Raw genomic sequence first — 22,671 nt, forward strand, 5'->3', positions numbered from 1 at the left:
GTCATCGTTAACGACCATCGCGAGCAGGCTCGCTCCTACCGGGATCTCAGTGAGTCAGTAAACGTCGCGGCGGTAGCGGCCCTGTTCGATCAGGCGCTCCACTTCGGCGGCACCCAGCACCTCGTTCAGCACCTGGTCCACGCCTGAAGCCATGCCTTGAAGGCTGCCGCAGATGTAGATCACCGCACCGTCCGCCAGCCACTGCTTCAGTTGGTCCGCCGATTCACGCAGGCGATCCTGTACGTAGATCTTTTGTGCCTGGTCTCGGGAAAACGCCAGGTCGAGGCGCGCCAGGTCACCATTGATCAGCCACTCCTCCAGCTCATTTCGGCACAGGTAGTCGTGCTCGCGATTGCGCTCGCCAAACAGCAGCCAGTGGCGTTGCTGACCATCGGCAATCCGTGCCTTGAGCAGGCTGCGCAACCCGGCCAGCCCCGTGCCATTGCCCAGCAGGATCATCGGCGCCGGTTGGGCCGGCAGATGGAAACCGCTGTTGCGCCGCACGCGCAGGCTGATGGAACTGCCCACAGGCGCGTGCTCGGTCAACCAGCCAGAACCGACGCCGAGGTTGCCGTCGGCATGCACTTCCTGGCGTACGATCAGTTCCAGCATGCCATCGGCCGGAATCGACGCGATGGAGTACTCGCGCATGGCCAGCGGTACGAGGGCTTCGGCCAGCGCCTGCGCGTGCAGGCCGACCAGATGGGCGCGGTTCTCCGGCAACTGGCGGCTGGCCAGGGCCTGTTCAAGGGTTTCCTCCAGGCCGTTGAGCTGCACCTTGGTCTCACCGTGAATCCCCAGGCCGTCGAGGAAATGCTCGATGGCCCACGGGCAATTGCGCGGCAACGCTTCCACCAGATCACCGGCCAGCCAACTGCTGGTGGTCGGGGCGCTGAGGCCCAGCAAGTACACCGGGGAGCCGCTGCTGTCCGGGTTCAGCAGTTCACGGCGGGCCAGGGTCCAGTTGTCATAGCTGGGCGCTTGCCAGGTGTCGACGGGGGCATGGCCGGTCAGCAGGCCCAATTGCTGTTGCCAGTGGCGCAGCGCGTAAGGATCGCCGCTGTCGACTTCCACCGGAGCGAACAAAGTCTTGCCGCCGTGCTCGCCGAGCCAGCTGTGCAGGCGTTTGGCGAATCCGCAGAAGTGCTGGTACTGCCGGTCGCCGAGGCCGAGGACCGCATAGTTCAGGCGCTCCAGGCTCGGCGAGCGGCCCAGAACCTTGCGTTCGAACCCCCTGGCGCTGTCCGGCGCTTCGCCGTCGCCGAAGGTGCTGACGACGAACAGTGCGTTGCTCGAATCCTGCAAATCCTGCTCGCTGACGTCCGCCAGCGGCTGCACCTTCACCGGTAGCCCTGCGGCCTGCAATTGCCCGGCGGTCTGCCAGGCCAACTGCTCGGCGAACCCGCTCTGGCTGGCGAACCCGATCAGCCACGCCGGTGCGTCATTCGCTGGTGTTACAAGACCCTGGCGAGCGTCCTTGATCTGACGTTTTTTGCGGCGACGATCCAGGTACAGCAACCAGCCGGTGATGAAAAACAACGGCATGCTCAGCGAGGTGACGGTCAGGATGATGCGTCCGACGATGCCGAAGTAACTGCCGACGTGCAGCGCATAGATGCTGGTCAGCAGTTGCGCCTTGAGGGGCTTGTCGCTGTAGCGATCGACCCGTTTGACCACGCCGGTGGTCGGGTCGAGGGTGATCTGGTTCAGGGCGCGGTCATGCGGCGAGGTTTTCAGCAGGAAGTAAACGGTCGCTGGCTGGCCGGCCACTGGCGGCATGCGCACGTTATAGGAACTGAGTTGCGGGCCGGCCGCGCTGTAGATGCTGCTCCACATGGCCGCGTAATCGGCTGTCGGTGCCGGACCTTGTGGCACGGGGCCACGTCCGCCGCGAACGCGTTCGTTTTGCGGTGAATCAGAGAGCAACCGGGTCAGGCCCTTGTTGTACCACTCGTACGACCAGGACAAGCCGGTCAAGGCTGCCAGGAGGTAAAACACCAGGCACCAGGTGCCAGCCACCGAGTGCAGGTCCCAGTTGAAGCTGCGGCCCTTTTTCTTCCAGTCCAGGGTCAGCCAGGCGCGCCAGCTTTTCCATTGGCGCGGCCAGCGCAGGTACAGGCCGGACAGGCAGAAGAACACCAGGATCAGGGTGCAGGCGCCAGTGATCTGCCGACCCGTATCGCCCATGGCGAGGAAGCGGTGCAGTTGCAGCATCAGGCCGAAGAAGCCCTGGCCGGAGGCATCACCGAGGAACTCGGCGGTGTAGGGATCGAAGTAGCGCATCTCGCCACGGCGCTCACCCGGTGGCGGGGTGAACCACACCTTGGCGGCATTGCCGCTGTCGGTTTCCACGGTGAGCATCGAGACTTTCTTACCCGATGCGGCTTCGATGTGCTCCACCAGTTCGACAGGTGGCAGCACGCCGGCGACCTGTTTTTCGACCTGCAACACAGAAGGGTTGAGCGCGCTCAGGATTTCATCCTGGAACGATACCATCGCCCCGGTGATGCCCATCAGGGCCAGAACCAGCCCGGCGCTGATGCCGAAAAACCAGTGCAACTGGAACAGGGTTTTCTTCAACACGTCGCTCGCCTTGTTCGTTCAATTTGATTCATCACGGCGCGCATTATGCCGTGGGGTTGTCGAGAAGCATTCTTTTTTACGCACAAAGGCCCCGTTCACGGTATGAACGGGGCCTGCGCCAACACCGACCTCTGTAGGAGCGAGCTTGCTCGCGATGAACTCAAGAACGACCTGGGGTTTCAGGCTAACCGCGTCATCGTTGAAGACCATCGCGAGCGAGCTCGCTCCAACAGAAGAGGTTGCGTAGTCAAATTTCCATCAGAAGTGGAAGTTGGTGCTCAGCAAAGCGGTACGGCCGGCCGCCTGGTTGGCGAAGTGAGTCGAGAACGCCTTGTCGTAGTAGGTTTCGTCGGTCAGGTTCTGCACGTTCAGTTGCAGGTCGACGTTCTTGGTCAGCTTGTAGGCCGCCATCGCGTCGTAACGAACGTAGGAATCGACCATGGTGGTGTTGGCGGCACTGCCGAACACGTCATCGACATAGAACGCACCGCCACCGATGGTCAGCCTTGGCGTGACCTGATAGGTCGTCCACAGGCTGGCGCTGTTTTTCGGCGTGTTAGGCAGTTCGTTGCCATCGTTGGCTTTGTTTGCCGGCATGTCGCCGCCATCGACTTGCTCGCTGTCCATGTAGGCGTAGCCGGCGAAGACCTGCCATTTGTCGGTGAGCTTGCCGGTGGCCGACAGTTCGACACCTTGAACGCGGGTTTTGCCGACGTTTTCGTACGTCGTGGTGTTGGTCTGCACACGAGCGTTTTCTTTCTCGGTGCGGAAGATGTCGGCGGTCACGGACAGACGATCGTTCAGCAGGTCCCACTTGGTACCGATTTCGTAGTTCTTGGTGGTTTCCGGTTCCATGTCGCTTTTCAGCAGGTTGCCGTTGCGATCCGGTGTGCCGCCCAACGGGTTGCCTTCCGAACCTTCGCCAAGGGTGTTGCCCGGCGGAGTGGCGGACGTTGCGTAGGACGCATAGATGCTGCCGTTTTCCGCTGGCTTGTACACCACACCAAACTGACCGGTGACGAATTCGCTGGTGTCATCGCCCTTGGACGTGGTCACGCTGGAACTGTTGTAGGTTTTGTAGTCGGTGTCGAAGTGGTCGTAACGCAGGCCCATGTTCACCAGCCATTGCTCGGACAGCGTCAGGGTGTCGAACACATACAGCGCGTAGGTGTTGGCCTTGGTGTCGGTGCCGGCATAGTTGCGCGAGATGGCGCCGTTCCACGGATCGTTCGGAGTCGGGTTGGACAGCGAGGTGCAGTTGTAACCGCTAGGCGCGCCGATCAGTGCCGGCGAGCAGTTGGTGGTCACCGCTGGCGTTCCCGGCGTGGTGTCGGTATTGACGTTGTACGAGGATTTTTCGCTTTCCTCGTGGGTGTATTCGACGCCGGTGGAGAAGCTGTTCTTGAAACCGGCGATGTAGACATCACCAAACAGGTCGGTCTGGTTGGTGGTGGTCTCGGTGTTGCTCACGCGGGTATTCGCGCGGCGCCAGACGCTGCCGTTGTTGACGTTGCCTTTGCTGTCATCGGGCTGGGTCAGGATGTAGTCCTGCATGCTGGAGCCGTGACGCAGGGTGTTCTTGACGGTCAGGGCGTCGCTCAGGTCGTGCTCGATGGCGAAGGTTGCCGTGTCGGTGCGACCCTTGCGGAAGTCGCGGTCGGTCAGGCCATAGAAGTTGCTGCTGTCGCCGCCGTCGTTCGGCTTGTCCGGGTTGGCCTTGGTGCGCGCGGCCGAACCTGCGGCCGGAATGGAGTACGGAATGCCCGAATCCGGCGTGTCGTTGCTTTCGAGGTGGTAGTAGTCGAGGTTGACGCGAGTGTCCGTGCCCAGGCCGAAGGCCAGGGACGGTGCAACACCCCAGCGGTCGTAGTCGACGCTGTCACGCCCGGCGACGTTGCTCTCGTGGCTCATCAGGTTCAGACGGCCGGCGGCGGTGTCGGTGAACTGGTAGTTGCCGTCGAAGGTGTAGCGCTGGGTCTGGTCGGAACCCCAGGTGAAACCGCCGTCGAGCGAGTCGCCCAGGTGCGCTTTCTTGCTGACCAGGTTGATGCTGCCACCGGCTGCGCCACGGCCGCCGATTGCGGAGTTCGGGCCTTTGCTGACTTCGATCGATTCAACGGCGAAGATCTCGCGGCTCTGGGAGCCGGTATCGCGTACGCCGTCCAGGTAGGTGTCGCCCTGGGCGTCGAAGCCGCGGATGAACGGTCGGTCGCCTTGCGGGTTGCCGCCTTCACCGGCACCGAAGGTGATGCCTGGAACGGTGCGCAGCGCGTCCTGCAGGTTCATCGAACCGGTGTCTTTCAAGACTTGTTGCGGAACCACGGTCACCGAGCGCGGCGTGTCGATCAGTGGCGCGGTGTACTTGGGCGAGGAGGCTTTCTCGACGTTGTAGGTTGTCTCGTCCTGGGCTTCGCCGGTGATGGCGGTGGCGCCCAGCGAAATCACATTGTCCGGTGCTTTCCCGTCGGTTTTTTCCGCCGCGAAAACCATGTGGCCCGCAGAGCCGGCAGTAATCGCCATGCCGATGGCCGATGCGAGCAAACGTGGTGAACTGACCGGTACTTGTGGTTGTTGACGCGACATTTGAATTCCCCTCCCCAAGGATTTGAGGCGGCGGAATATAGGGTAAATACGTATTCGTAACAATTGCGAAACATTACTATTCGCACTGAATTTACATTCTTTACAATTTACCCTTACGGTTTTTGCTGACTCATTCGTCTGCCGGGTTTTACATAGGCAATAAGAATCAATACCATTGGCGTCCCTTTGTTTTCAGGTGTCTTGTCATGCTGCTGCACATTCCCGGCCTGTTCGCAAAAGACGAGGTGCAGCGCATTCGCGAGGCTCTGCAGCAGGCAGACTGGGCCGATGGCAAGATCACCGCGGGCTACCAGTCGGCCAAGGCCAAACACAATCTGCAGTTGCCTGAAGGGCATCCGCTGGCCAAGGAGATTGGCGCGGCGATGCTGGAGCGGCTGTGGAAAAATCCGCTGTTCATGTCGGCTGCGCTGCCGCACAAGGTTTTTCCGCCGCTGGTGAACTGTTACACCGCCGGGGGTAGCTTCGATTTCCATATCGACAACGCGGTGCGTCAGCCCCAAGGCAGCATCGAGCGGGTGCGTACGGATCTGTCCGCGACGCTGTTCTTCAGCGAGCCCGAGGATTACGACGGCGGCGAGCTCGAAATCCAGGACACCTTCGGCACCCAGCGGGTGAAACTACCTGCCGGTGACATGGTGCTGTACCCCGGCACCAGCCTGCACAAGGTCAACGCGGTGACACGCGGAACGCGATTCGCCTCGTTTTTCTGGACCCAAAGCCTGGTGCGCGAAGACAGCCAGCGTGCCCTGTTGTTCGAGATGGATGGGGCCATCCAGCAACTGACCCGTGATGTGCCTGATCATCCATCGCTGATTCGCCTGACCGGTACGTATCACAACCTGTTGCGTCGCTGGGTCGAGGTGTAAGTGGCGGATTTTCGTTTACGCCGCGAGGAAATGCTCGACGGCGAGCGCCTGCGCGCGATGCTCGACGAAAGCCCGGCGCGAGCGGCCCAGGCCATCCTGATCGCTGCACGTGAAGGGGAGGTCGAAGCCCAGGCCTTGCTCGGGCAGATTTTGCTCGACGGCCAGGGCATCGCCCGGGACCAGCCGCTGGCGCTGCGCTGGTTCGGCATCGCCGCGAACCAGGGGCACCTGATGGCGCGCAACATGCTCGGGCGTTGTCATGAACACGGTTGGGGTTGTGTTGCCGATGCATCGCTTGCCGCACGGTATTATCGAGTTGCTGCGCAGGCCGGGCTGGATTGGGCGATGTACAACTATGCCAATCTGCTGGCGACCGGGCGTGGGGTGGTTGAGGATCAGCTTCAAGCGCTGAATCTCTATCGCCGTGCAGCTGAGTTGGGTCATGCGAAATCGATGAATCTGTTGGGACGGTATCTGGAAGAAGGGCGGGTCTGTCCGGCGGATCCGGCGGCGGCTCGTAACTGGTATCGACGTTCGGCCGAGGGCGGGGATTTTCGCGGGCAGTTCAGCTTTGCGGCGGTGTTGACCGGCGAAGGGAATATCGAGGATGCATTGGTCTGGCTGCGCAAGGCGTTGGCCGGTGGCAACCTGAATTTTTTGCGGGTGGCGAGTCAGGCGTTGATGGGCGCGACCGATCCGAGGATTCAGGCGCTGGCCCACGAATTCCATCATCGAGTCGTCGAATTAACCCGAGTCTCTTGAGCCTTTGTGGGAGCGAGCTTGCTCGCGATGACGTCATGACATTCAACATCAATGCTGACTGACCTATCGCCATCGCGAGCAAGCTCGCTCCCACAGGGATGTGCGTAGAAAACAAAAAAGCCCATGACGCGTCATGGGCTTTTTGTTTTCAGCGTGGTGTATTTACACGTAGAACGACTTCAGCGGCGGGAAGCCATTGAACTCGACGGCGCTGTAGCTGGTGGTGTACGCACCGGTCGACAGCCAGTACAGGCGATCACCGATGGCCAGGTTCAGCGGCAGGCCGTACTTGTAGTTTTCGTACATGATGTCGGCGCTGTCACAGGTCGGGCCGGCGATGACCACTTCTTCCATCTCGCCTTTTTTCTCGGTCCAGATCGGGAACTTGATGGCTTCGTCCATGGTTTCGATCAGACCGGAGAATTTACCCACATCCGTGTACACCCAACGCTCGACGGCGGTGCGGGATTTACGCGCAACCAGTACCACTTCGCTGACCAGGATGCCGGCGTTGGCGATCAACGAACGGCCAGGTTCCAGGATGATTTCCGGCAGATCGTCACCGAAGTCTTCCTTGAGGAAACGGATGATTTCTTCAGCGTAGGTTTCCAGGCTGTTGGTGCGGGTGATGTAGTTGGCCGGGAAGCCGCCGCCCATGTTGATCAGCTTCAGGTGGATGCCGTCTTCTTCCTTCAGGCGTTCGAAGATCACTTTGACCTTGGCGATCGCTGCGTCCCAGACGCTGATGTCGCGCTGCTGCGAGCCGACGTGGAAGGAGATGCCGTAAGGCACCAGGCCCAGGTCGCGAGCGAGGATCAGCAGGTCCATGGCCATGTCGGTCTGGCAGCCGAATTTGCGCGACAGTGGCCAGTCGGCAGTGGTCGAGCCTTCGGTCAGGATACGTACGTAGACTTTCGAGCCCGGAGCGGCCTTGGCGATGTTGCGCAGGTCGGCTTCGGAGTCGGTGGAGAACAGGCGCACGCCCTTCTCGTAGAAGTAACGGATGTCCTTGGATTTCTTGATGGTGTTGCCGTAGCTGATTCGGTCGGCGCTGACGCCGCGGTCCATGACCTTGTCCAGCTCGTAGATCGAGGCGATGTCGAAGCTCGAACCCTTGTCTTTCAACAGGTCGATGATCTCGACGGCAGGGTTGGCCTTGACCGCGTAATAAACTTTGGCGAATTCGAAACCGGCGCGCAGGTCATCGTAGGCCTGGCTGATCATCGCGGTGTCGATCACCACGAACGGGGTTTCTTGCTTGTCGGCGAACGCCTTCATTTTGTCAAAAGTGGCGCGCGCGAAATAATCTTCGACGTTGATCGACATGCTGGGAACTCCTACCTAAGGGCAAACTAATTTGATCAATGGGTGCAAATGAACGTCCTCCGTATCCCCACTTTGGTTCGCCTACTTCCCAAGGCATGTCGCCGAAAGCAAAAAGGCCATGGGAAGTGCAGCTTTCCCTTGGCCTTGCTGTCTCGTCGTCAGTACTTGAGCCGGATGGATCGTTTCCAGCATGGACGTTCGGCGCGAACTTTAGGGCGTGAGGGGCTTGAGATCAACAAAAAATGTCGCGTTTTTGCACGCTTCTGACGTGCGTTACGTTCTTCACTCGTTGTAACCGACTGAGATGACAGTCGGATGTTCCCGAAGAATTCTGAAGTGTTAAAAATACCTGCACGTTCGATGCTTTTGTGCGCTGAGTCGCTAGGAAGTACGATGGCGACAATATGGGCGAAGTTTGCCTCGAGAAGGTCGTTTCGGGGCGTATTTTGGCTTTTGTGACAGGTGTTTATGTGTGGTTTGTGTCGCAGGGCGTGTTGATATTTTTTTCCGGTCTGTTCATCACAAAAAAAATGGCCAACAACGACATTTGTAGGAGCCGGCTTGCTGGCGAAAGCGATTTTGCAGATGAAATCCCTATCGTCTGGCCTACCGCTATCGCCAGCAAGCCGGCTCCTACAGGTCTACGGTCTTAACTGATGACCGCTTCGGCCGGTGACACGATGCTGGTCTTCATCCCCCGCGACCGGCCTGAGCTCAAATAAGCTGCAATCGACTCCTGTGTCACCTCTCCCAAAAACACCCGCTCGGCATCCATCACCGGCAACCACGCCCTGTTGAACTCGTACATGCGCGACAGCAGGATGCGCAAATGCTCGTCGTAGGCTGCCGTGGCGTTGAACTCGCGTTGGTACTGCGCACAGGTACCGGTCTGACGGTGCAGGTCGCGACGTCTTACATAACCCAGGGCTTTGTTCTCGGTGCAGGTGACCACCACGTAACGGCGGTCGTGTTCATCCATCAACTCCAGCGCTTCGGCCACCGGGGTTTGCGGGCTGACGGAGGGCGCGTTGTCCGCCGCGTCTTCGGCCTTCACCAGCAACAGGCGTTTGAGCGTGCTGTCCTGGCCGACGAAGTTGCTGACAAAGTCATCCGCCGGGTGCGCGAGCAGCGTGTCCGGGTGATCGATCTGCAACAGCTTGCCGGCGCGGAAGATCGCGATCTTGTCGCCAAGCTTGATCGCCTCGTCGATGTCATGGCTGACCATGATCACGGTCTTGTTCAGCGCCCGCTGCATTTCGAAGAACTCGTTCTGGATCATCTCGCGGTTGATCGGGTCGACCGCGCCGAACGGTTCGTCCATCAGCAGCAGCGGCGCATCGGCCGCCAGTGCGCGAATCACGCCGATCCGCTGCTGCTGGCCACCGGACAACTCCCGTGGATAGCGATGCAGATATTGCTTGGGTTCGAGCTTGATCATGCTCATCAATTCGCGGGCGCGGTCGTGGCACTTCTGCTTGTCCCAGCCGAGCAGCTTCGGCACGACCACGATGTTCTCCTCGATGGTCATGTTCGGGAACAGGCCGATCTGCTGGATCACGTAGCCGATGTTGCGGCGCAGCGTCACTTCGTCGAGGCCGGTGGTGTCTTCGCCATTGATCAGGATCTTGCCCGAGGTCGGCTTGATCAGGCGGTTGATCATTTTCAGCGTGGTGCTCTTGCCGCAACCCGATGGCCCGAGGAACACACAGATTTCGCCTTCATTGACGGTCAGGCTCACCGAGTCCACGGCTTTCACGTCTTTGCCGTTGCTTTGGAAGGTCTTGCCGAGGTTTTGAAGTTCGATCATTTCAGGAGTCCTTTTGGAGTCAACGAGCGTTGCAGCACTTGCAGCATGAGGTCGGCGATGATCGCCAGCACACTGACCAGCACGGCGCCGACAATCAGCATCGACATGTCGCTGCGGCTGATGGAAGCGAGGATGAGCACGCCCAGGCCGCCGGCGCCGATGGTGGCGGCGATGGTCATGACGCCGATGTTCATGACCACGGCGGTGCGCACGCCGGCGAGGATCACCGGCACGGCGATGGGCAGCTCGACCATGCGCAGGCGTTGGCCGAAGGTCATGCCGATGCCGCGCGCGGCTTCGCGGATGCCCGGTTCGACACTGGTCAGCGCGAGGTAGGTGTTACGCATGATCGGCAGCAGCGAGTAGAGGAACACGGCGGTGATCGCCGGCATCGGACCGAGGCCCTGACCGAACTTGGAGTAGAACGGCAGCAGCAGGCCGAACAGGGCAATCGACGGCACGGTCAGCAGCACCGTGGCGCTGGCCTGCAAGGGGCCAGCGAGGCTCGGGAAGCGCGTCATCAAAATGCCCAGCGGCACACCGACCAGAATCGCCAGAGTCACGGCAATACCGACGAGGGTGATGTGTTGCCCCGTCAGATGCAGGACCAGTGGCCAGTCGAGATGGGAAAAGGCGTTCAGGAATTCCATGACTTTTCCTCCTTAATTGATCGGGTGTTGGCGCAGGAAATCGGCGGCAACGGTTGAAGGGCTCTGGTGATCGACATCGACCCGCGCGTTGAGCTCGCGCATGGTGTTGTCGTCGAACAGTTCGGCCAGCGGCTTGAGTTGTTCGGCCAGTTGCGGATGCGCATCGAGGTAGGCCTGGCGCACCACGGGCGCTGCGGTGTAGTCGGGGAAGTAATGCTTGTCGTCTTCCAGCAGTTTCAACTTGAAAGCGTTGAGCCGACCGTCGGTGGTGTAGACCAGGCCGGCAAACACCTGGCCGTTGCGCAGCGCGGTATAGACCAGCCCGGCGTCCATCTGGCGGATGTTCTTGCGGGTCAGGTTCATGTCGTAGAGCTTGACCATGCCATCCAGTCCGTCCGAACGGTTGGCGAACTCGGTATCCAGCGCCACCAGATTGTTGGTCTTGGCCTCTTCCCGCAGTACCGTGTTCAGCTCGCTGATGGTGTTGATCTGCGGGTATTGGTCCGCGACGTTCTTCGGCAGGGCGAGGGCGTAGGTATTGCTGAATTTCGACGGAGTGAGCCAGACCAGGCCTTTTTTCGCGTCGAGTTCTTTCACCCGGGCGTAGGACTGTTCGCTGTCGAGTTTTTCAGTGACATGGTTGTAGGCCACCAGCGAAACGCCGGTGTATTCCCAGAGCATGTCCAACTGGCCACTTTCGTGGGCGCTGCGGGCCAGATTGCTGCCCAGGCCGCCGGTCACTTGTACGTCGTAACCCTTGGTGCGCAGGTACTGCGAAGTGATCTCCGCCAGTAGGGTCTGTTCGGTGAACACCCGGGCGCCGATGCGGATCAACGGTTTTTCCGCGGCCTGGGCAAATCCTGCGCACAGCAGGATGCAGCCTAGTAAAAAGCTTGATGTTTTCATGACGATTCCTTTGCCGGGGCTTAAGACGGGCGCAAGCCGCGTTCGAGCCAGAGGCGGCTGGCGAGTGTCACCAGGCCGTCGAGCAACAAGGCCAGCAACGCGGTGCACGCGGCACCGAGCAGCAATTGCGGCTGATTGTTCAGGGCAATGCCGGGGAATATCAGGCTGCCAAGGCTGTTGGCGCCAATAAGGAACGCCAGCGGAGCGGTCCCGACATTGATCGCCAACGCCACGCGCACGCCACCGATGATGATCGGCACTGCGTTGGGCAATTCGACTTTCCACAGCACCTGGCGCGGGGTCATGCCGATGCCGACGGCGGCTTCCTTGAGCGAGCCTTGAACGTTTTTCAGGCCTTCGTAGGTGTTGCGCACGATGGGCAGTAGCGAGGCGAGGAACAGGGCGAAGATGGCGGGACCGCTGCCGATGCCGAGGATGCCCAGGGCGATGGCCAGGACGGCCAGGGGCGGAACGGTGTTGCCGATATTGAAGAACTGCATGAAGCGCTCGGCGCGACCGACCATGGACGGGCGGCTGAGGAGGATGCCGGCAGGAATGCCCACGACAAGGGCGGCCAGCATGGACGCGAGGACGAGAATCAGATGAGCTTGCAGGTAAAACAACAAATCGTCGCGGTAGTGTTCGATCGTGTTGATGCCGATCCATTGGATCAGCAGGGCCAGAAGGGCGATTACCAGCGCGCCTCCCATCAGCCCTTTGCCATAGCGGATAGCCACAGGCGGACTCCTTTTTTCAGTCGGCGAACAGATTTTCGTGTGGCAACGCCATTCCTGGCTGCCGAAAAAATGATCGCGATAAGCAGCTCTTGCCGAGCGCGCTTCACTGTAGGAGCGAGCCTGCTCGCGAAAAACGTCCAGACAACGCGTACCTTCAGATACCCAGCGTTATCGTTGACGTCCATCGCGAGCAGGCTCGCTCCTACAGGGGTGCGCGTACGGCATATCGAGCCATGAGCACAGCCTCGTCAGGCTGAATTGCAGGTGTTTCAGGCCCCCGACGAGTGGTCGTTACGGGGGAGTGGACGTCTCCGTGCCTTAAAAGGTTCCCATCTGAAGCAGCATTTGGCCACCCCTAATGTGCTCAACGGTTCGGTTCTTCGATCAACTTGGGCTATAATCTGCGCCCTTTTTTGAATCACCTGCCAGGCGATTTCCCATGACCAAACAGGCCGCCGAAGTCGCGAAACGCCGCACTTTCGCCATTATTTCCCACCCCGATGCCGGTAAGACCACCATCACCGAGAAACTCTTGCTGATGGGCAAGGCGATTGCGGTAGCCGGTACGGTGAAATCTCGTAAATCCGACCGCCATGCCACCTCCGACTGGATGGAAATGGAAAAGCAGCGGGGTATTTCCATTACCACGTCGGTCATGCAGTTCCCGTATCGCGAGCACATGATCAACCTGCTCGACACCCCGGGCCACGAAGACTTCTCCGAAGATACCTACCGCACCCTGACGGCGGTGGACTCGGCCTTGATGGTTCTCGACGGCGGTAAAGGTGTAGAGCCACGGACCATCGCCCTGATGGACGTCTGCCGTCTGCGTGACACGCCGATCGTCAGCTTCATCAACAAACTCGACCGTGACATCCGCGACCCGATCGAACTGCTCGACGAAATCGAAGCGGTCCTGAAGATCAAGGCGGCGCCGATCACCTGGCCGATTGGTTGCTACCGCGACTTCAAGGGTGTTTACCACCTCGCCGATGACTACATCATCGTGTACACCGCCGGTCACGGCCACGAGCGTACCGAAACCAAGATCATCGAGAAGCTCGACTCCGATGAAGCCCGGGCGCACCTGGGTGACGAGTACGAGCGCTTCATCGAGCAGCTGGAACTGGTGCAGGGCGCCTGCCACGAGTTCAACCAGCAGGAGTTCCTCGACGGCCAGTTGACCCCGGTGTTCTTCGGTACCGCACTGGGCAACTTCGGTGTCGACCACGTACTCGACGCCGTCGTTGATTGGGCGCCGCGCCCACTGGCGCGCGTGGCCAACGAGCGTACCGTGGAGCCGGTGGAAGAGAAGTTCTCGGGCTTCATCTTCAAGATCCAGGCGAACATGGACCCGAAACACCGCGACCGCATCGCCTTCATGCGTATCTGCTCCGGCAAGTACGAAAAAGGCATGAAGATGCGCCACGTGCGCACCGGCAAGGACGTGCGGATCGGCGACGCGCTGACCTTCTTCTCCTCCGAGCGTGAGCAATTGGAAGAAGCGTTTGCCGGCGACATCATCGGCCTGCACAACCACGGCACCATCCAGATCGGCGACACCTTCAGCGAAGGCGAAGTCCTGGGCTTCACCGGCATCCCGCACTTCGCTCCGGAACTGTTCCGCCGCGTACGCCTGAAAGATCCGCTGAAATCCAAGCAACTGCGTCAAGGTCTGCAGCAGCTGGCCGAAGAAGGCGCGACCCAGGTGTTCTTCCCGGAGCGCAGCAACGACATCATCCTCGGCGCCGTCGGCGTGCTGCAGTTCGATGTGGTCGCCAGCCGCTTGAAAGAGGAATACAAGGTCGAGTGCTCCTACGAGCCGATCACCGTTTATTCCGCGCGCTGGATCGAATGCAGCGACAAGAAGAAGCTTGAGGAATTCTCCAACAAGGCCGTGGAAAACCTGGCACTGGACGGCGGTGGTCACCTGACCTACCTCGCGCCTACGCGGGTCAACCTGGCGTTGATGGAAGAGCGCTGGCCGGACGTGAAATTCCGTGCGACGCGCGAGCATCATTAAGCGTTGAGTTGAAAATCAAAAACCCCGTTCGCGAAAGCAGCGGGGTTTTTTATTGCCTGGCGCAATTCCCTGTAGGAGCGAGCCTGCTCGCGATGGAGGCTAACGATGACGCGCCCTTTCTGGATAAACGCAGCGCGGCCGAGATCATCGCGAGCAGGCTCGCTCCTACAGGAGTCGTTGGGAATAGCCCCTATTCCAAACCGGTCTCCAAACCCGCTGCATTTTCCTTCGTGCCAGAGCGTCCAATCTTGAGAACCCGGCTGATCGGAACTAGATTTGACTCAGCGCCAGACAGGCACTCTACGAAAAAGGAAGGAATCGGCTATGAACAGGTTGTTTCGCGTTTTACTGCTGTTGAAGGTGATGGTGATGCTCTCGCTCGGAACTTCGCTGGCGTGGGCCGAGTGCGTCGATCACGGGGAACAGGCTTCAAGCGGGCAGGCGGGTTACGCGGGGTTGATGCTCGCCAAATCCGAATCGGAGCCGGGAGATCAGGGGCAGGGTGGTGCTGACAACGACGACGACTCGACCACAGACGAGCCGGACTCTGATGATGCCGATGAAGGCGACAGCCAGACGTAAATTTCAGACAAAACAAACCCCTTCTTCCGGACCCTTGTAGGATTTCCATCACACTGCAGACAACCGTCGATCAACTCCACTTGGGAATAATCATGCTGTGCGACAGGAATGACGACACTGCCGAAGACCAGGTCTGTCCTTTTAGTTTGAACACTTCTGGATATAGACCGTGTGTCGTGTGACAAGCCTGTCAGCACAGCCCATGACTCACCGACAGGATTCAAACAAAACAGCCGGGTGTTCGAAACTCTAAGCAATGACAGTTACATTTCTGCGAAAAAAGCGATATTGCGGTGTTCAAGGGCATATGCAGATGCTCAATCGCAATTGTGTAAAGCAAAAGCGCGCAGTGACTCTTTTGTTACCCTTCATTCCGTTCACGATAAATGAACTGCCAGTCTGCTATTGCTTTCCTTGGACGCAGGTATTGCGCCTGTTTGCTCACATTCCATGGAAGGAATCCCGGAAATGCCTAAAAACACTCCTGATACAAAAAATCGTTACTCGCCCTTTGGGCTGGTGCACGCAATCAACCAGCAGTTTGCGGCACGGCCTACATTACGCACCGTAGCCAAACAAACTCTTCAGCGCTTGCTCAGCGAGCGCTGTCCTGAACTTGACGTTGACGTTGACGTTGACGTTGACCTCCTCCTGATTATTGACCTTTCGCAGAAATCGCCAGACGAAAACAGTCGACGTATACCTTTGCTTGATGAACTGCTGGAGGTATTTGCCCAAGGTCGCCTCGCAACTTACCCGCAAACTCGATATCTACTGGCACAGATGCCCAGTGCCCGTTCAACAGTTGTGCCCAACATACCGACAGATACCATTGCAGACATCATCAACAGTGCCTGCGAAACAATGATTGGCGACTTGCAACAAGCACTGATGAGTTTTTGGCAAGAGCCCGCAAGCACGGGCAAAAGCCGATGGTTGTGGCTTGCAGACGTGCTCAAGGACAATCTGTCATCCAACGCCCTGAACTCCAGCAACCCCTGGCGACTGGACGAGGAACTGCGCGCGACCCTGCTACAAGTCGTGGCCTGCCCCGACAGGACACAGCGACAGGCACGTTACGGGCAAGACCATGCCCGGGCTGGCATCATCGAAGTCACTCTGGATGCCGCACACCATCAACTTTCAATGCCCTACCCAGCTTTATTGATCACCCGGACAATGATCGACCATGAGCTGATTCTGCTTTATGAGCCCTCTGGCAAGATACTGATCTTTCAAACTCTGGAAGGACTCGCGACAGAGATAGGGCAAAAACTGAACCGCCGCTGGGTGCTTGATGGGCTCCAGTGGCAGCGTCTGGAGCCTGATGGAAATATTTTTGACTGCCTGACCCAGGTATTATTCGAAGATTGCTTGAATCAGCTGAACAATGTGCAGTTACCCGTCGACCAGATGTTCGACACAGTGGAGCAGCAGTTCGCCCACTTGACCGATCTGAGCGTAGATTTCGACTTGGGTTTGGCGCAAGACAACAGCGCGCTTGGTCGTATACAGGAGACGATGCCCGACTGGTTGCAAGACGCCTCAGACAGCGATCGCTTCACCTATCGGCAATACCTCACCACGCTAGCTGCAACTCATCAAGAAAACAAAGGGCAATCCTTCTTTCAAGATATCGAACCGATACGCCAGTTTACCGAACGGGTCCTGCAAGAACGGATCCGACACGACCACCATGACACTGCTGCGTCGTACATTGCCCCGGCTGACATTGAACTGAAGATCGCCGTCGCTCATGGTGTGCCGGGGGGTGGGGGTGGATCGAGCCGGTGTATTTGAACCTGATCGACTTTGCCCTGGAAAACCTCATAGGCCTGCCAGGCGGAAAAATCACGGTCCGCAGCCAGACTGGGCGGGCTTTGCCCGATTGGCTGGATGGGGACTATCTCAAAGAGCTGGTCCAAAACGTCGATATCGGTAAAACCTATCCTGAAACACTCAGGCGGCATCTGATCGATAACAAGATGGAAGTTCAGGCAAGAACGAAAATATATGCCTGTCAACTGCGCACTCAATTGCCGATGTTAGCTCTGGAAAACAAAATCAGGCGCACCTGCGGTTTCACTGAGTCGGGCTTTCGTTATGTCGCCGCCGTAATGAGCAACCACCCCGATGATCCAGTGGCAGGACAGGTGATCGTTATCAAATCACTCACGCTATATGGAGGAGTAGTACCGAACATGTTTGTCATCGGCTCGCGTGACAGCGAAGCCGGCCCGCATATTCTCTACCGCCCGCTCTACCCTGAGTCGTTGATTGAATACCCCTCATTGGCAGCGTTGCAGGAAGCGATAACGCAATCAGGTGAAGTCAGGGATAGCATCGACACTTGGTATGAATCGATTTTTGTCAGTGGTCCCATTGAGAGCTATTTAACGAATGTACCGATCTTTGCCGGTTCTGGTCTCATTACTGGCTATATGAAGTACAAAAGTCTGGATTTGGTACCCTCTGAGGAACTGCGCGGTGATATTTTCCAGGCTTTGTTCGCTGCCAACAGCCAGGCACTGGTCGAGCTCGCGACAGTAACAGCGGTTTCCAACGCCGATAGTCGTTGGGCATTGTTCAAAAAGGGTGGATGGCTGATCTTCGAATCTATCCTGCCGCTCTTGACCGGCCCGGCAGCGGTCGCCGGCTGGCTGATACAATTCACCGTCAGCCTCAATGATGATCTGCGGGCGCTGCAAGATAAACGTGTGACAGATAAATCAGTCGCCGTCATCGATCTTTTGCTGAATATCGGCATGGTGCTTCTGCACTCTCCCCGCCTATCGAAGCTCTCGGTAAAGGGTGAAGAGCCCGCCGAAATACCTGTGCAAGATGTGCAAGAGAAGTTGGCAGCGGAACAGCTGGTCATCGAAGAAACAGACGCTGCGCCGCCAGGTACTCCCGTTCATTTCGATTCGGCACTGACCGATTTTTCATGGTCGACGCCCCGGCAGAAGCTGTCTCCAGGTCAGATTCGGTGGCTCGATAATTTCAAAGTCGAAATGCCGAAAGAGCTCGAAACTCCGGTTATCCAAGGACGCTATAGAGGGCTTTACCGCTATCAGAACAGATGGCATGCGTTGATCGATGGACGTCTGTTCCGGGCATCCATCGAGGAAGGGGTGGAAATGGTCATTCACCCGATCGATACCGGAGTTCCCGGTCCGTTTATCAGACGTGACGGTACGGGACAATGGTCGATCGATACCCGGTTACGGTTGCGTGCAGGCGTAAGGCAGGGGAAGCGAGCTGCAGGCACTCCCGACGATGGCGCATCACCACCGGCAAAAAAAACTGCAGGGCCGTTAAGACACTACGACCCATTTCCCGCTGTGACGGAAAAGGAGCTGGCACCCTCTGACTGGCCTGAACACATGTATCACTATGTCAATAAAGAGAAACTCGGACGCTTTCGCGCGGAAGGTGGCGCATTGCTGGATAACTCGACAAACAATGCCTTTGGCAAGCCCCAGCGCGGGTATGCCGGCTTATACGTCACCGATCTCGCGCCGGACGCCATGCCGCTCCAGAAACTCTCCGAGACCATCTATGGAAAAAACCCCTATAACGTCACTTCGCGAGCGACCAAGATTCAGGCCTGCTTGAAACTGAGCCCTGGAAAGAACGCTGGTGCCCTTAAGCTCTACAAACTTGAAAGCTCCAAATTGTCGGATCATATCTATGTACTGAGGGGTAATCCCGGCGACATGTCTCTAAGAATAAAAGCTTCCCTTTTCGGAACTGGCATCACTATTCTGGACGATCTGATCGAGTTTTGAGTCCGTTGCAATATCTCGACAGGCAAAAGAAAACCCCTCCTCCGTCGATTGATACGCAATCGAAAGAGAAGGGGTTTGCCTGATTCAAGTGCGCCTCGGTGACCGAGGCGTTTTTATGCCGCGCCGTCGAGGAATTGCTCGGCATAGTGGCAAGCCACCTGGCGCCCGTCGAGCAGGCGCAGGGCCGGCTCTTCGGTGCTGCAACGCTCGGTGGCGTACGGGCAGCGCTTGTGGAACGCGCAGCCGGGTGGCGGGTTCAGCGGGTTGGGCAGTTCGCCGACGATCTTGATTTTCGGTTTGTTCGGGTCCGGGTGAATGGTCGGTGTCGCCGACAACAGGGCCTGGGTGTACGGGTGCAGGGGGCGTTCGTAGATGGCGTTCTTCGGACCCATTTCCACCGGGCGACCGAGGTACATGACCATCACGTCATCGGCCACGTGTTGCACCACCGCCAGGTTGTGGGAAATGAACACGTAGGCGGTGTTGAATTCCTGCTGCAGGTCCATGAACAGGTTCAGCACCTGGGCCTGGATCGACACGTCCAGCGCCGAGGTCGGTTCGTCCGCGACCAGCACTTTCGGTTGCAGCATCATCGCGCGGGCGAGGGCGATCCGCTGGCGTTGACCGCCGGAGAACATGTGCGGATAACGCTGGTAGTGCTCGGGACGCAAGCCCACCTGCTTCATCATCGCCTGGACTTTCTCGCGACGTTGCGCGGCGCTCAGGTTGGTGTTGATCAGCAGCGGTTCGGCCAGCTGGTCGCCGACCTTCTGCCGCGGGTTCAACGAGGCGTACGGGCTCTGGAACACCATCTGCACGTCTTTGCGCAGTTGTTTGCGCTGGGCCTTGTCGGCGCCGGCGACTTCCTGGCCGGCGATTTTCAAGGAGCCGGACGACGGTTCTTCGATCAGCGTCAGGGCACGGGCCAGGGTGGATTTGCCGCAGCCCGATTCACCGACGACGGCGAGGGTCTTGCCGGCTTCGAGTTCGAACGACACGCCGTTGAGCGCGCGCACGGTGGCGTGCCCCTTGAACAGGCCACGGGACACTTCGTAGTGACGGGTCAGGTCGCGGGCGGTAAGAACGACGGCCATTACGCCACCTCCTGGTTCAGCGGGTAGAAGCAGCGAGCGAGGCTGTTGCTTTTCGGGTCAAGGGCCGGACGTTGTTGACGGCAGTTGTCTTTCACATACGGGCAGCGCGGCGACAGCAGGCAGCCCTGCGGACGGTCGTAGCGACCGGGCACGATGCCCGGCAGGGTCGACAGGCGCGCGGCGCCCTGGCTGTGTTCCGGAATCGCCTTGAGCAGCGCTTCGCTGTACGGGTGCGCCGGAATGTCGAACAGTTGCGGCACCTGACCGACTTCGACCGCTTGCCCGGCGTACATCACGCACACGCGCTGGGCGGTTTCGGCGACGACGGCGAGGTCGTGGGTGATCAGCACCAGGCCCATGTTCTGCTCTTTCTGCAACGCCAGCAGCAGGTCCATGATCTGCGCCTGGATGGTGACGTCCAATGCCGTGGTCGGTTCGTCGGCGATCAGCAGTTTCGGTTCGCCGGCAATCGCCATGGCAATCGCGACACGCTGGCTCATGCCGCCGGACAGTTGATGCGGGTAGGCGTCCATGCGGCTGGCGGCGCCCGGGATTTCAACTTTCTCCAGCAGTTCGATGGCGCGCTTGCGTGCTTGTTTGCCGGACATTTTCAGGTGCAGGCGCAGCACTTCTTCGATCTGGAAACCGACGGTGTAGCTCGGGTTCAGCGCGGTCATCGGGTCCTGGAAGACCATCGACAGGTCTTTGCCGACGATCTGCCGACGCTGACGGTTGCTGAGCTTGAGCATGTCCTTGCCGTCGAAACTGAGCGAGTCGGCGGTGACGATGCCGGGGTGCTCGATCAGCCCCATCAACGCCATCATGGTCACGGACTTGCCGGAACCGGACTCGCCAACGATGGCCAACACTTCGCCCTTGTCGACTTTCAGGTCGAGGCCGTCGACCACCGGCGTGGCGGTCTTGTCGCCGAAACGCACGTTGAGATTCTTGATTTCTAACAGTGACATGGGAATCTCCTCAGGCGGCGTTCTTGAGTTTCGGGTCCAGCGCGTCGCGCAGGCCGTCACCCATCAAGTTGATTGCCAGCACGCTGAGCAAAATGGTCAAACCCGGCAGGCTCACCACCCACCAGGCGCGTTCGATGTAGTCGCGGGCCGAGGCCAGCATGGTGCCCCACTCAGGGGTTGGCGGTTGTACGCCAAGGCCGAGGAAGCCCAGTGCGGCGGCATCGAGGATCGCCGAAGAGAAGCTCAGGGTGGCCTGCACGATCAGCGGCGCCATGCAGTTGGGCAGCACGGTGACGAACATCAGGCGCGGCAGGCCGGCACCGGCCAGGCGCGCGGCGGTCACGTAGTCGCGGTTCAGCTCGCCCATCACCGCGGCGCGGGTCAGACGCACGTAGGACGGCAGGGACACCACGGCGATGGCGATCACGGTGTTGATCAGGCCAGGGCCGAGGATGGCGACGATCGCCACGGCCAGCAGCAGGGACGGCAGGGCCAGCATGATGTCCATCAGGCGCATGATGGTCGGGCCGAGCACGCGCGGGAAGAACCCGGCGAACAGGCCCAGCAGGATGCCCGGAATCAGCGACATCACCACCGACGACAAGCCGATCAGCAAGGACAGGCGCGAACCCTGGATCAGGCGCGACAGCAGGTCGCGGCCCAGTTCATCGGTGCCGAGCAGGAACTGGATCTGCCCACCTTCCAGCCAGGCCGGCGGGGTCAGCAGGAAGTCACGGTATTGCTCGCTCGGATCGTGGGGGGCCACCCACGGGGCGAAGATGGCGCAGAAAATCACCAGCAGCATGAACATCAGGCCGGCGACGGCGCCTTTGTTCTTGGCGAACGCTTGCCAGAACTCTTTGTACGGGGACGGGTACAGCAGGCTTTGATCGACTGCTACCGATGGAATTGGAGTGGTCATGGTCATGATCTCAGCGCTGATGACGGATGCGTGGGTTGGCAAAGCCGTAGAGGATGTCCACTACGAAGTTGACCAGAATCACCAGGCAGGCGATTAACAGGATGCCGTTCTGCACGACGGGATAGTCCCGGGCGCCAATGGCTTCGATCAGCCATTTGCCGATGCCGGGCCAGGAGAAGATGGTTTCGGTCAGGACCGCACCGGCCAGCAGGGTGCCGACTTGCAGGCCGACCACGGTCAGCACCGGAATCAGCGCGTTGCGCAGGCCGTGCACGAACACCACGCGCGACGGCGACAGGCCCTTGGCCTTGGCGGTGCGGATGTAGTCTTCGCGCAGCACTTCGAGCATCGAGGAGCGGGTCATCCGCGCGATCACCGCCAGCGGAATGGTGCCGAGCACGATGGCCGGCAGGATCAGGTGGTGCAGGGCATCGAAGAAGGCCTCCGGCTCGTCGGCCAGCAGCGTGTCGATCAGCATGAAGCCGGTGCGCGGCTCGATGTCGTAGAGCAGGTCGATCCGCCCGGACACCGGGGTCCAGCCCAGGCTCACCGAGAAGAACATGATCAGGATCAGGCCCCACCAGAAGATCGGCATCGAGTATCCCGCCAGGGAGATGCCCATCACCCCGTGGTCGAACAGCGATCCTCGCTTGAGTGCCGCGATCACCCCGGCCAGAAGACCGAGGATGCCGGCGAACAACAGGGCGGCCATGGACAGTTCCAGGGTCGCGGGGAACAGGGAGGTGAACTCGGTCCAGACGCTTTCACGGGTGCGCAGGGACTCACCGAGATCGCCGTGGGCCAGTTTGCCGATGTAATCCAGGTACTGGGCATACAGGGGTTTGTTCAGACCTAGGCGTTCCATTGCCTGAGCGTGCATTTCGGGGTCGACTCTGCGTTCGCCCATCATGACTTCCACGGGGTCGCCAGGGATCATGCGAATCAACGCGAATGTCAGCAAGGTGATGCCGAAAAACGTGGGGATCAACAACCCCAGTCGGCGGGCAATAAAACTAAACATCGTAAGGTGTACCTCATCAGCCGGTTAGGCGT

Annotated in this window: 18 protein-coding genes; 7 read left to right on the forward strand and 11 right to left on the reverse strand. The window is 59.3% G+C overall.

Going from position 1 to position 22,671, the window contains the following annotated elements:
• Positions 1-54: 54 nt before the first annotated feature.
• Both AB4O16_RS20485 and AB4O16_RS20490 read right to left on the reverse strand, forming a co-directional pair.
• Entirely contained in the window at positions 55-2,583 is a 2,529-nt protein-coding gene (locus AB4O16_RS20485) for a PepSY domain-containing protein (RefSeq protein ID WP_460155673.1), read from the reverse strand.
• A gap of 258 nt (positions 2,584-2,841) precedes the next feature.
• Positions 2,842-5,166 (reverse strand): TonB-dependent receptor, encoded by a 2,325-nt coding sequence (locus AB4O16_RS20490; RefSeq protein WP_460155674.1) that lies wholly within the window; start codon positions 5,164-5,166, stop codon positions 2,842-2,844.
• A 206-nt stretch (positions 5,167-5,372) separates the two neighbouring features.
• Here AB4O16_RS20490 and AB4O16_RS20495 point away from each other — a divergent pair, with 206 nt between their 5' ends.
• Together AB4O16_RS20495 and AB4O16_RS20500 are read left to right on the forward strand one after the other, a co-directional pair.
• Positions 5,373-6,053, forward strand: coding sequence for a Fe2+-dependent dioxygenase (locus tag AB4O16_RS20495; protein ID WP_460155675.1), 681 nt, complete (start codon positions 5,373-5,375; stop codon positions 6,051-6,053).
• A gap of 30 nt (positions 6,054-6,083) precedes the next feature.
• Entirely contained in the window at positions 6,084-6,815 is a 732-nt protein-coding gene (locus AB4O16_RS20500; RefSeq protein WP_460158080.1) for a tetratricopeptide repeat protein, read from the forward strand.
• A gap of 162 nt (positions 6,816-6,977) precedes the next feature.
• Here the strand turns inward: AB4O16_RS20500 and AB4O16_RS20505 are convergent, their stop codons facing one another.
• Entirely contained in the window at positions 6,978-8,141 is a 1,164-nt protein-coding gene (locus AB4O16_RS20505) for a type III PLP-dependent enzyme (RefSeq protein ID WP_014716890.1), read from the reverse strand.
• A gap of 404 nt (positions 8,142-8,545) precedes the next feature.
• Between AB4O16_RS20505 and AB4O16_RS20510 the strand changes: the two genes are divergently transcribed.
• Complete coding sequence (locus AB4O16_RS20510; protein WP_460155676.1) at positions 8,546-8,794, forward strand: hypothetical protein; 249 nt, start codon at positions 8,546-8,548, stop codon at positions 8,792-8,794.
• On the opposite strand, the gene AB4O16_RS20515 is transcribed toward AB4O16_RS20510, so the two are convergent.
• From AB4O16_RS20515 to AB4O16_RS20530, 4 genes are read right to left on the reverse strand one after another with little or no spacing between them, the layout of a single operon-like run.
• Positions 8,791-9,948 (reverse strand): osmoprotectant ABC transporter ATP-binding protein OsmV, encoded by a 1,158-nt coding sequence (locus tag AB4O16_RS20515; protein WP_460155677.1) that lies wholly within the window; start codon positions 9,946-9,948, stop codon positions 8,791-8,793. The two genes, AB4O16_RS20510 and AB4O16_RS20515, sit on opposite strands and share 4 nt — an antisense overlap.
• A complete protein-coding gene (locus AB4O16_RS20520) occupies positions 9,945-10,598 on the reverse strand; it encodes an ABC transporter permease (RefSeq protein ID WP_460155678.1) in 654 nt (217 codons plus the stop codon). Before AB4O16_RS20520 ends, AB4O16_RS20515 begins: the two co-directional genes overlap by 4 nt.
• Before the next feature lie 12 nt (positions 10,599-10,610).
• On the reverse strand, positions 10,611-11,504 hold the full coding sequence (locus AB4O16_RS20525; protein WP_460155679.1) for a glycine betaine ABC transporter substrate-binding protein: 894 nt from the start codon (positions 11,502-11,504) through the stop codon (positions 10,611-10,613).
• Positions 11,505-11,524: 20 nt separating this feature from the next.
• Positions 11,525-12,214 (reverse strand): ABC transporter permease, encoded by a 690-nt coding sequence (locus AB4O16_RS20530; protein WP_460158081.1) that lies wholly within the window; start codon positions 12,212-12,214, stop codon positions 11,525-11,527.
• A 466-nt stretch (positions 12,215-12,680) separates the two neighbouring features.
• On the opposite strand from AB4O16_RS20530, the gene AB4O16_RS20535 reads away from it, so the two are divergent.
• The 4 genes from AB4O16_RS20535 to AB4O16_RS20550 all read left to right on the forward strand — a co-directional run bounded on the left by AB4O16_RS20535 (position 12,681) and on the right by AB4O16_RS20550 (position 18,634).
• Complete coding sequence (locus tag AB4O16_RS20535) at positions 12,681-14,264, forward strand: peptide chain release factor 3 (RefSeq protein WP_060541686.1); 1,584 nt, start codon at positions 12,681-12,683, stop codon at positions 14,262-14,264.
• Positions 14,265-14,588: 324 nt separating this feature from the next.
• Positions 14,589-14,846, forward strand: a complete 258-nt coding sequence (locus AB4O16_RS20540; RefSeq protein ID WP_160390261.1) for a hypothetical protein — start codon at positions 14,589-14,591, stop codon at positions 14,844-14,846.
• A 468-nt stretch (positions 14,847-15,314) separates the two neighbouring features.
• Positions 15,315-16,646 carry a hypothetical protein gene (locus tag AB4O16_RS20545; RefSeq protein WP_460155680.1) on the forward strand — a complete coding sequence of 444 codons (1,332 nt, stop codon included), beginning with the start codon at positions 15,315-15,317 and terminating at the stop codon, positions 16,644-16,646.
• A complete protein-coding gene (locus tag AB4O16_RS20550; protein ID WP_460155681.1) occupies positions 16,643-18,634 on the forward strand; it encodes a dermonecrotic toxin domain-containing protein in 1,992 nt (663 codons plus the stop codon). Before AB4O16_RS20545 ends, AB4O16_RS20550 begins: the two co-directional genes overlap by 4 nt.
• Positions 18,635-18,747: 113 nt before the next feature.
• Here the strand turns inward: AB4O16_RS20550 and AB4O16_RS20555 are convergent, their stop codons facing one another.
• From AB4O16_RS20555 to AB4O16_RS20570, 4 genes are read right to left on the reverse strand one after another with little or no spacing between them, the layout of a single operon-like run.
• Positions 18,748-19,728 (reverse strand): peptide ABC transporter ATP-binding protein, encoded by a 981-nt coding sequence (locus AB4O16_RS20555; protein WP_460155682.1) that lies wholly within the window; start codon positions 19,726-19,728, stop codon positions 18,748-18,750.
• Positions 19,728-20,696 (reverse strand): ABC transporter ATP-binding protein, encoded by a 969-nt coding sequence (locus AB4O16_RS20560; protein ID WP_460155683.1) that lies wholly within the window; start codon positions 20,694-20,696, stop codon positions 19,728-19,730. The genes AB4O16_RS20555 and AB4O16_RS20560 overlap by 1 nt, the downstream gene beginning before the upstream one ends.
• A 10-nt stretch (positions 20,697-20,706) precedes the next feature.
• On the reverse strand, positions 20,707-21,618 hold the full coding sequence (locus tag AB4O16_RS20565) for an ABC transporter permease subunit (protein ID WP_460155684.1): 912 nt from the start codon (positions 21,616-21,618) through the stop codon (positions 20,707-20,709).
• A 10-nt stretch (positions 21,619-21,628) separates the two neighbouring features.
• Positions 21,629-22,639, reverse strand: coding sequence for an ABC transporter permease subunit (locus AB4O16_RS20570; protein WP_253562820.1), 1,011 nt, complete (start codon positions 22,637-22,639; stop codon positions 21,629-21,631).
• Positions 22,640-22,671 lie beyond the last annotated feature (32 nt).

The sequence above is a fragment of the Pseudomonas sp. S2_H10 genome (genome assembly GCF_054668285.1).

Bases quoted from the DNA above. Each gene is read 5' to 3' on its own strand.
- AB4O16_RS20490 (WP_460155674.1), bottom strand. From the start codon at position 5,166: ATGTCGCGTCAACAACCACAAGTACCGGTCAGTTCACCACGTTTGCTC.
- AB4O16_RS20495 (WP_460155675.1), top strand. From the start codon at position 5,373: ATGCTGCTGCACATTCCCGGCCTGTTCGCAAAAGACGAGGTGCAGCGC.
- AB4O16_RS20500 (WP_460158080.1), top strand. From the start codon at position 6,084: ATGCTCGACGGCGAGCGCCTGCGCGCGATGCTCGACGAAAGCCCGGCG.
- AB4O16_RS20505 (WP_014716890.1), bottom strand. From the start codon at position 8,141: ATGTCGATCAACGTCGAAGATTATTTCGCGCGCGCCACTTTTGACAAA.
- AB4O16_RS20510 (WP_460155676.1), top strand. From the start codon at position 8,546: ATGGGCGAAGTTTGCCTCGAGAAGGTCGTTTCGGGGCGTATTTTGGCT.
- AB4O16_RS20515 (WP_460155677.1), bottom strand. From the start codon at position 9,948: ATGATCGAACTTCAAAACCTCGGCAAGACCTTCCAAAGCAACGGCAAA.
- AB4O16_RS20520 (WP_460155678.1), bottom strand. From the start codon at position 10,598: ATGGAATTCCTGAACGCCTTTTCCCATCTCGACTGGCCACTGGTCCTG.
- AB4O16_RS20525 (WP_460155679.1), bottom strand. From the start codon at position 11,504: ATGAAAACATCAAGCTTTTTACTAGGCTGCATCCTGCTGTGCGCAGGA.
- AB4O16_RS20530 (WP_460158081.1), bottom strand. From the start codon at position 12,214: ATGGGAGGCGCGCTGGTAATCGCCCTTCTGGCCCTGCTGATCCAATGG.
- AB4O16_RS20535 (WP_060541686.1), top strand. From the start codon at position 12,681: ATGACCAAACAGGCCGCCGAAGTCGCGAAACGCCGCACTTTCGCCATT.
- AB4O16_RS20540 (WP_160390261.1), top strand. From the start codon at position 14,589: ATGAACAGGTTGTTTCGCGTTTTACTGCTGTTGAAGGTGATGGTGATG.
- AB4O16_RS20545 (WP_460155680.1), top strand. From the start codon at position 15,315: ATGCCTAAAAACACTCCTGATACAAAAAATCGTTACTCGCCCTTTGGG.
- AB4O16_RS20555 (WP_460155682.1), bottom strand. From the start codon at position 19,728: ATGGCCGTCGTTCTTACCGCCCGCGACCTGACCCGTCACTACGAAGTG.
- AB4O16_RS20560 (WP_460155683.1), bottom strand. From the start codon at position 20,696: ATGTCACTGTTAGAAATCAAGAATCTCAACGTGCGTTTCGGCGACAAG.
- AB4O16_RS20565 (WP_460155684.1), bottom strand. From the start codon at position 21,618: ATGACCACTCCAATTCCATCGGTAGCAGTCGATCAAAGCCTGCTGTAC.
- AB4O16_RS20570 (WP_253562820.1), bottom strand. From the start codon at position 22,639: ATGTTTAGTTTTATTGCCCGCCGACTGGGGTTGTTGATCCCCACGTTT.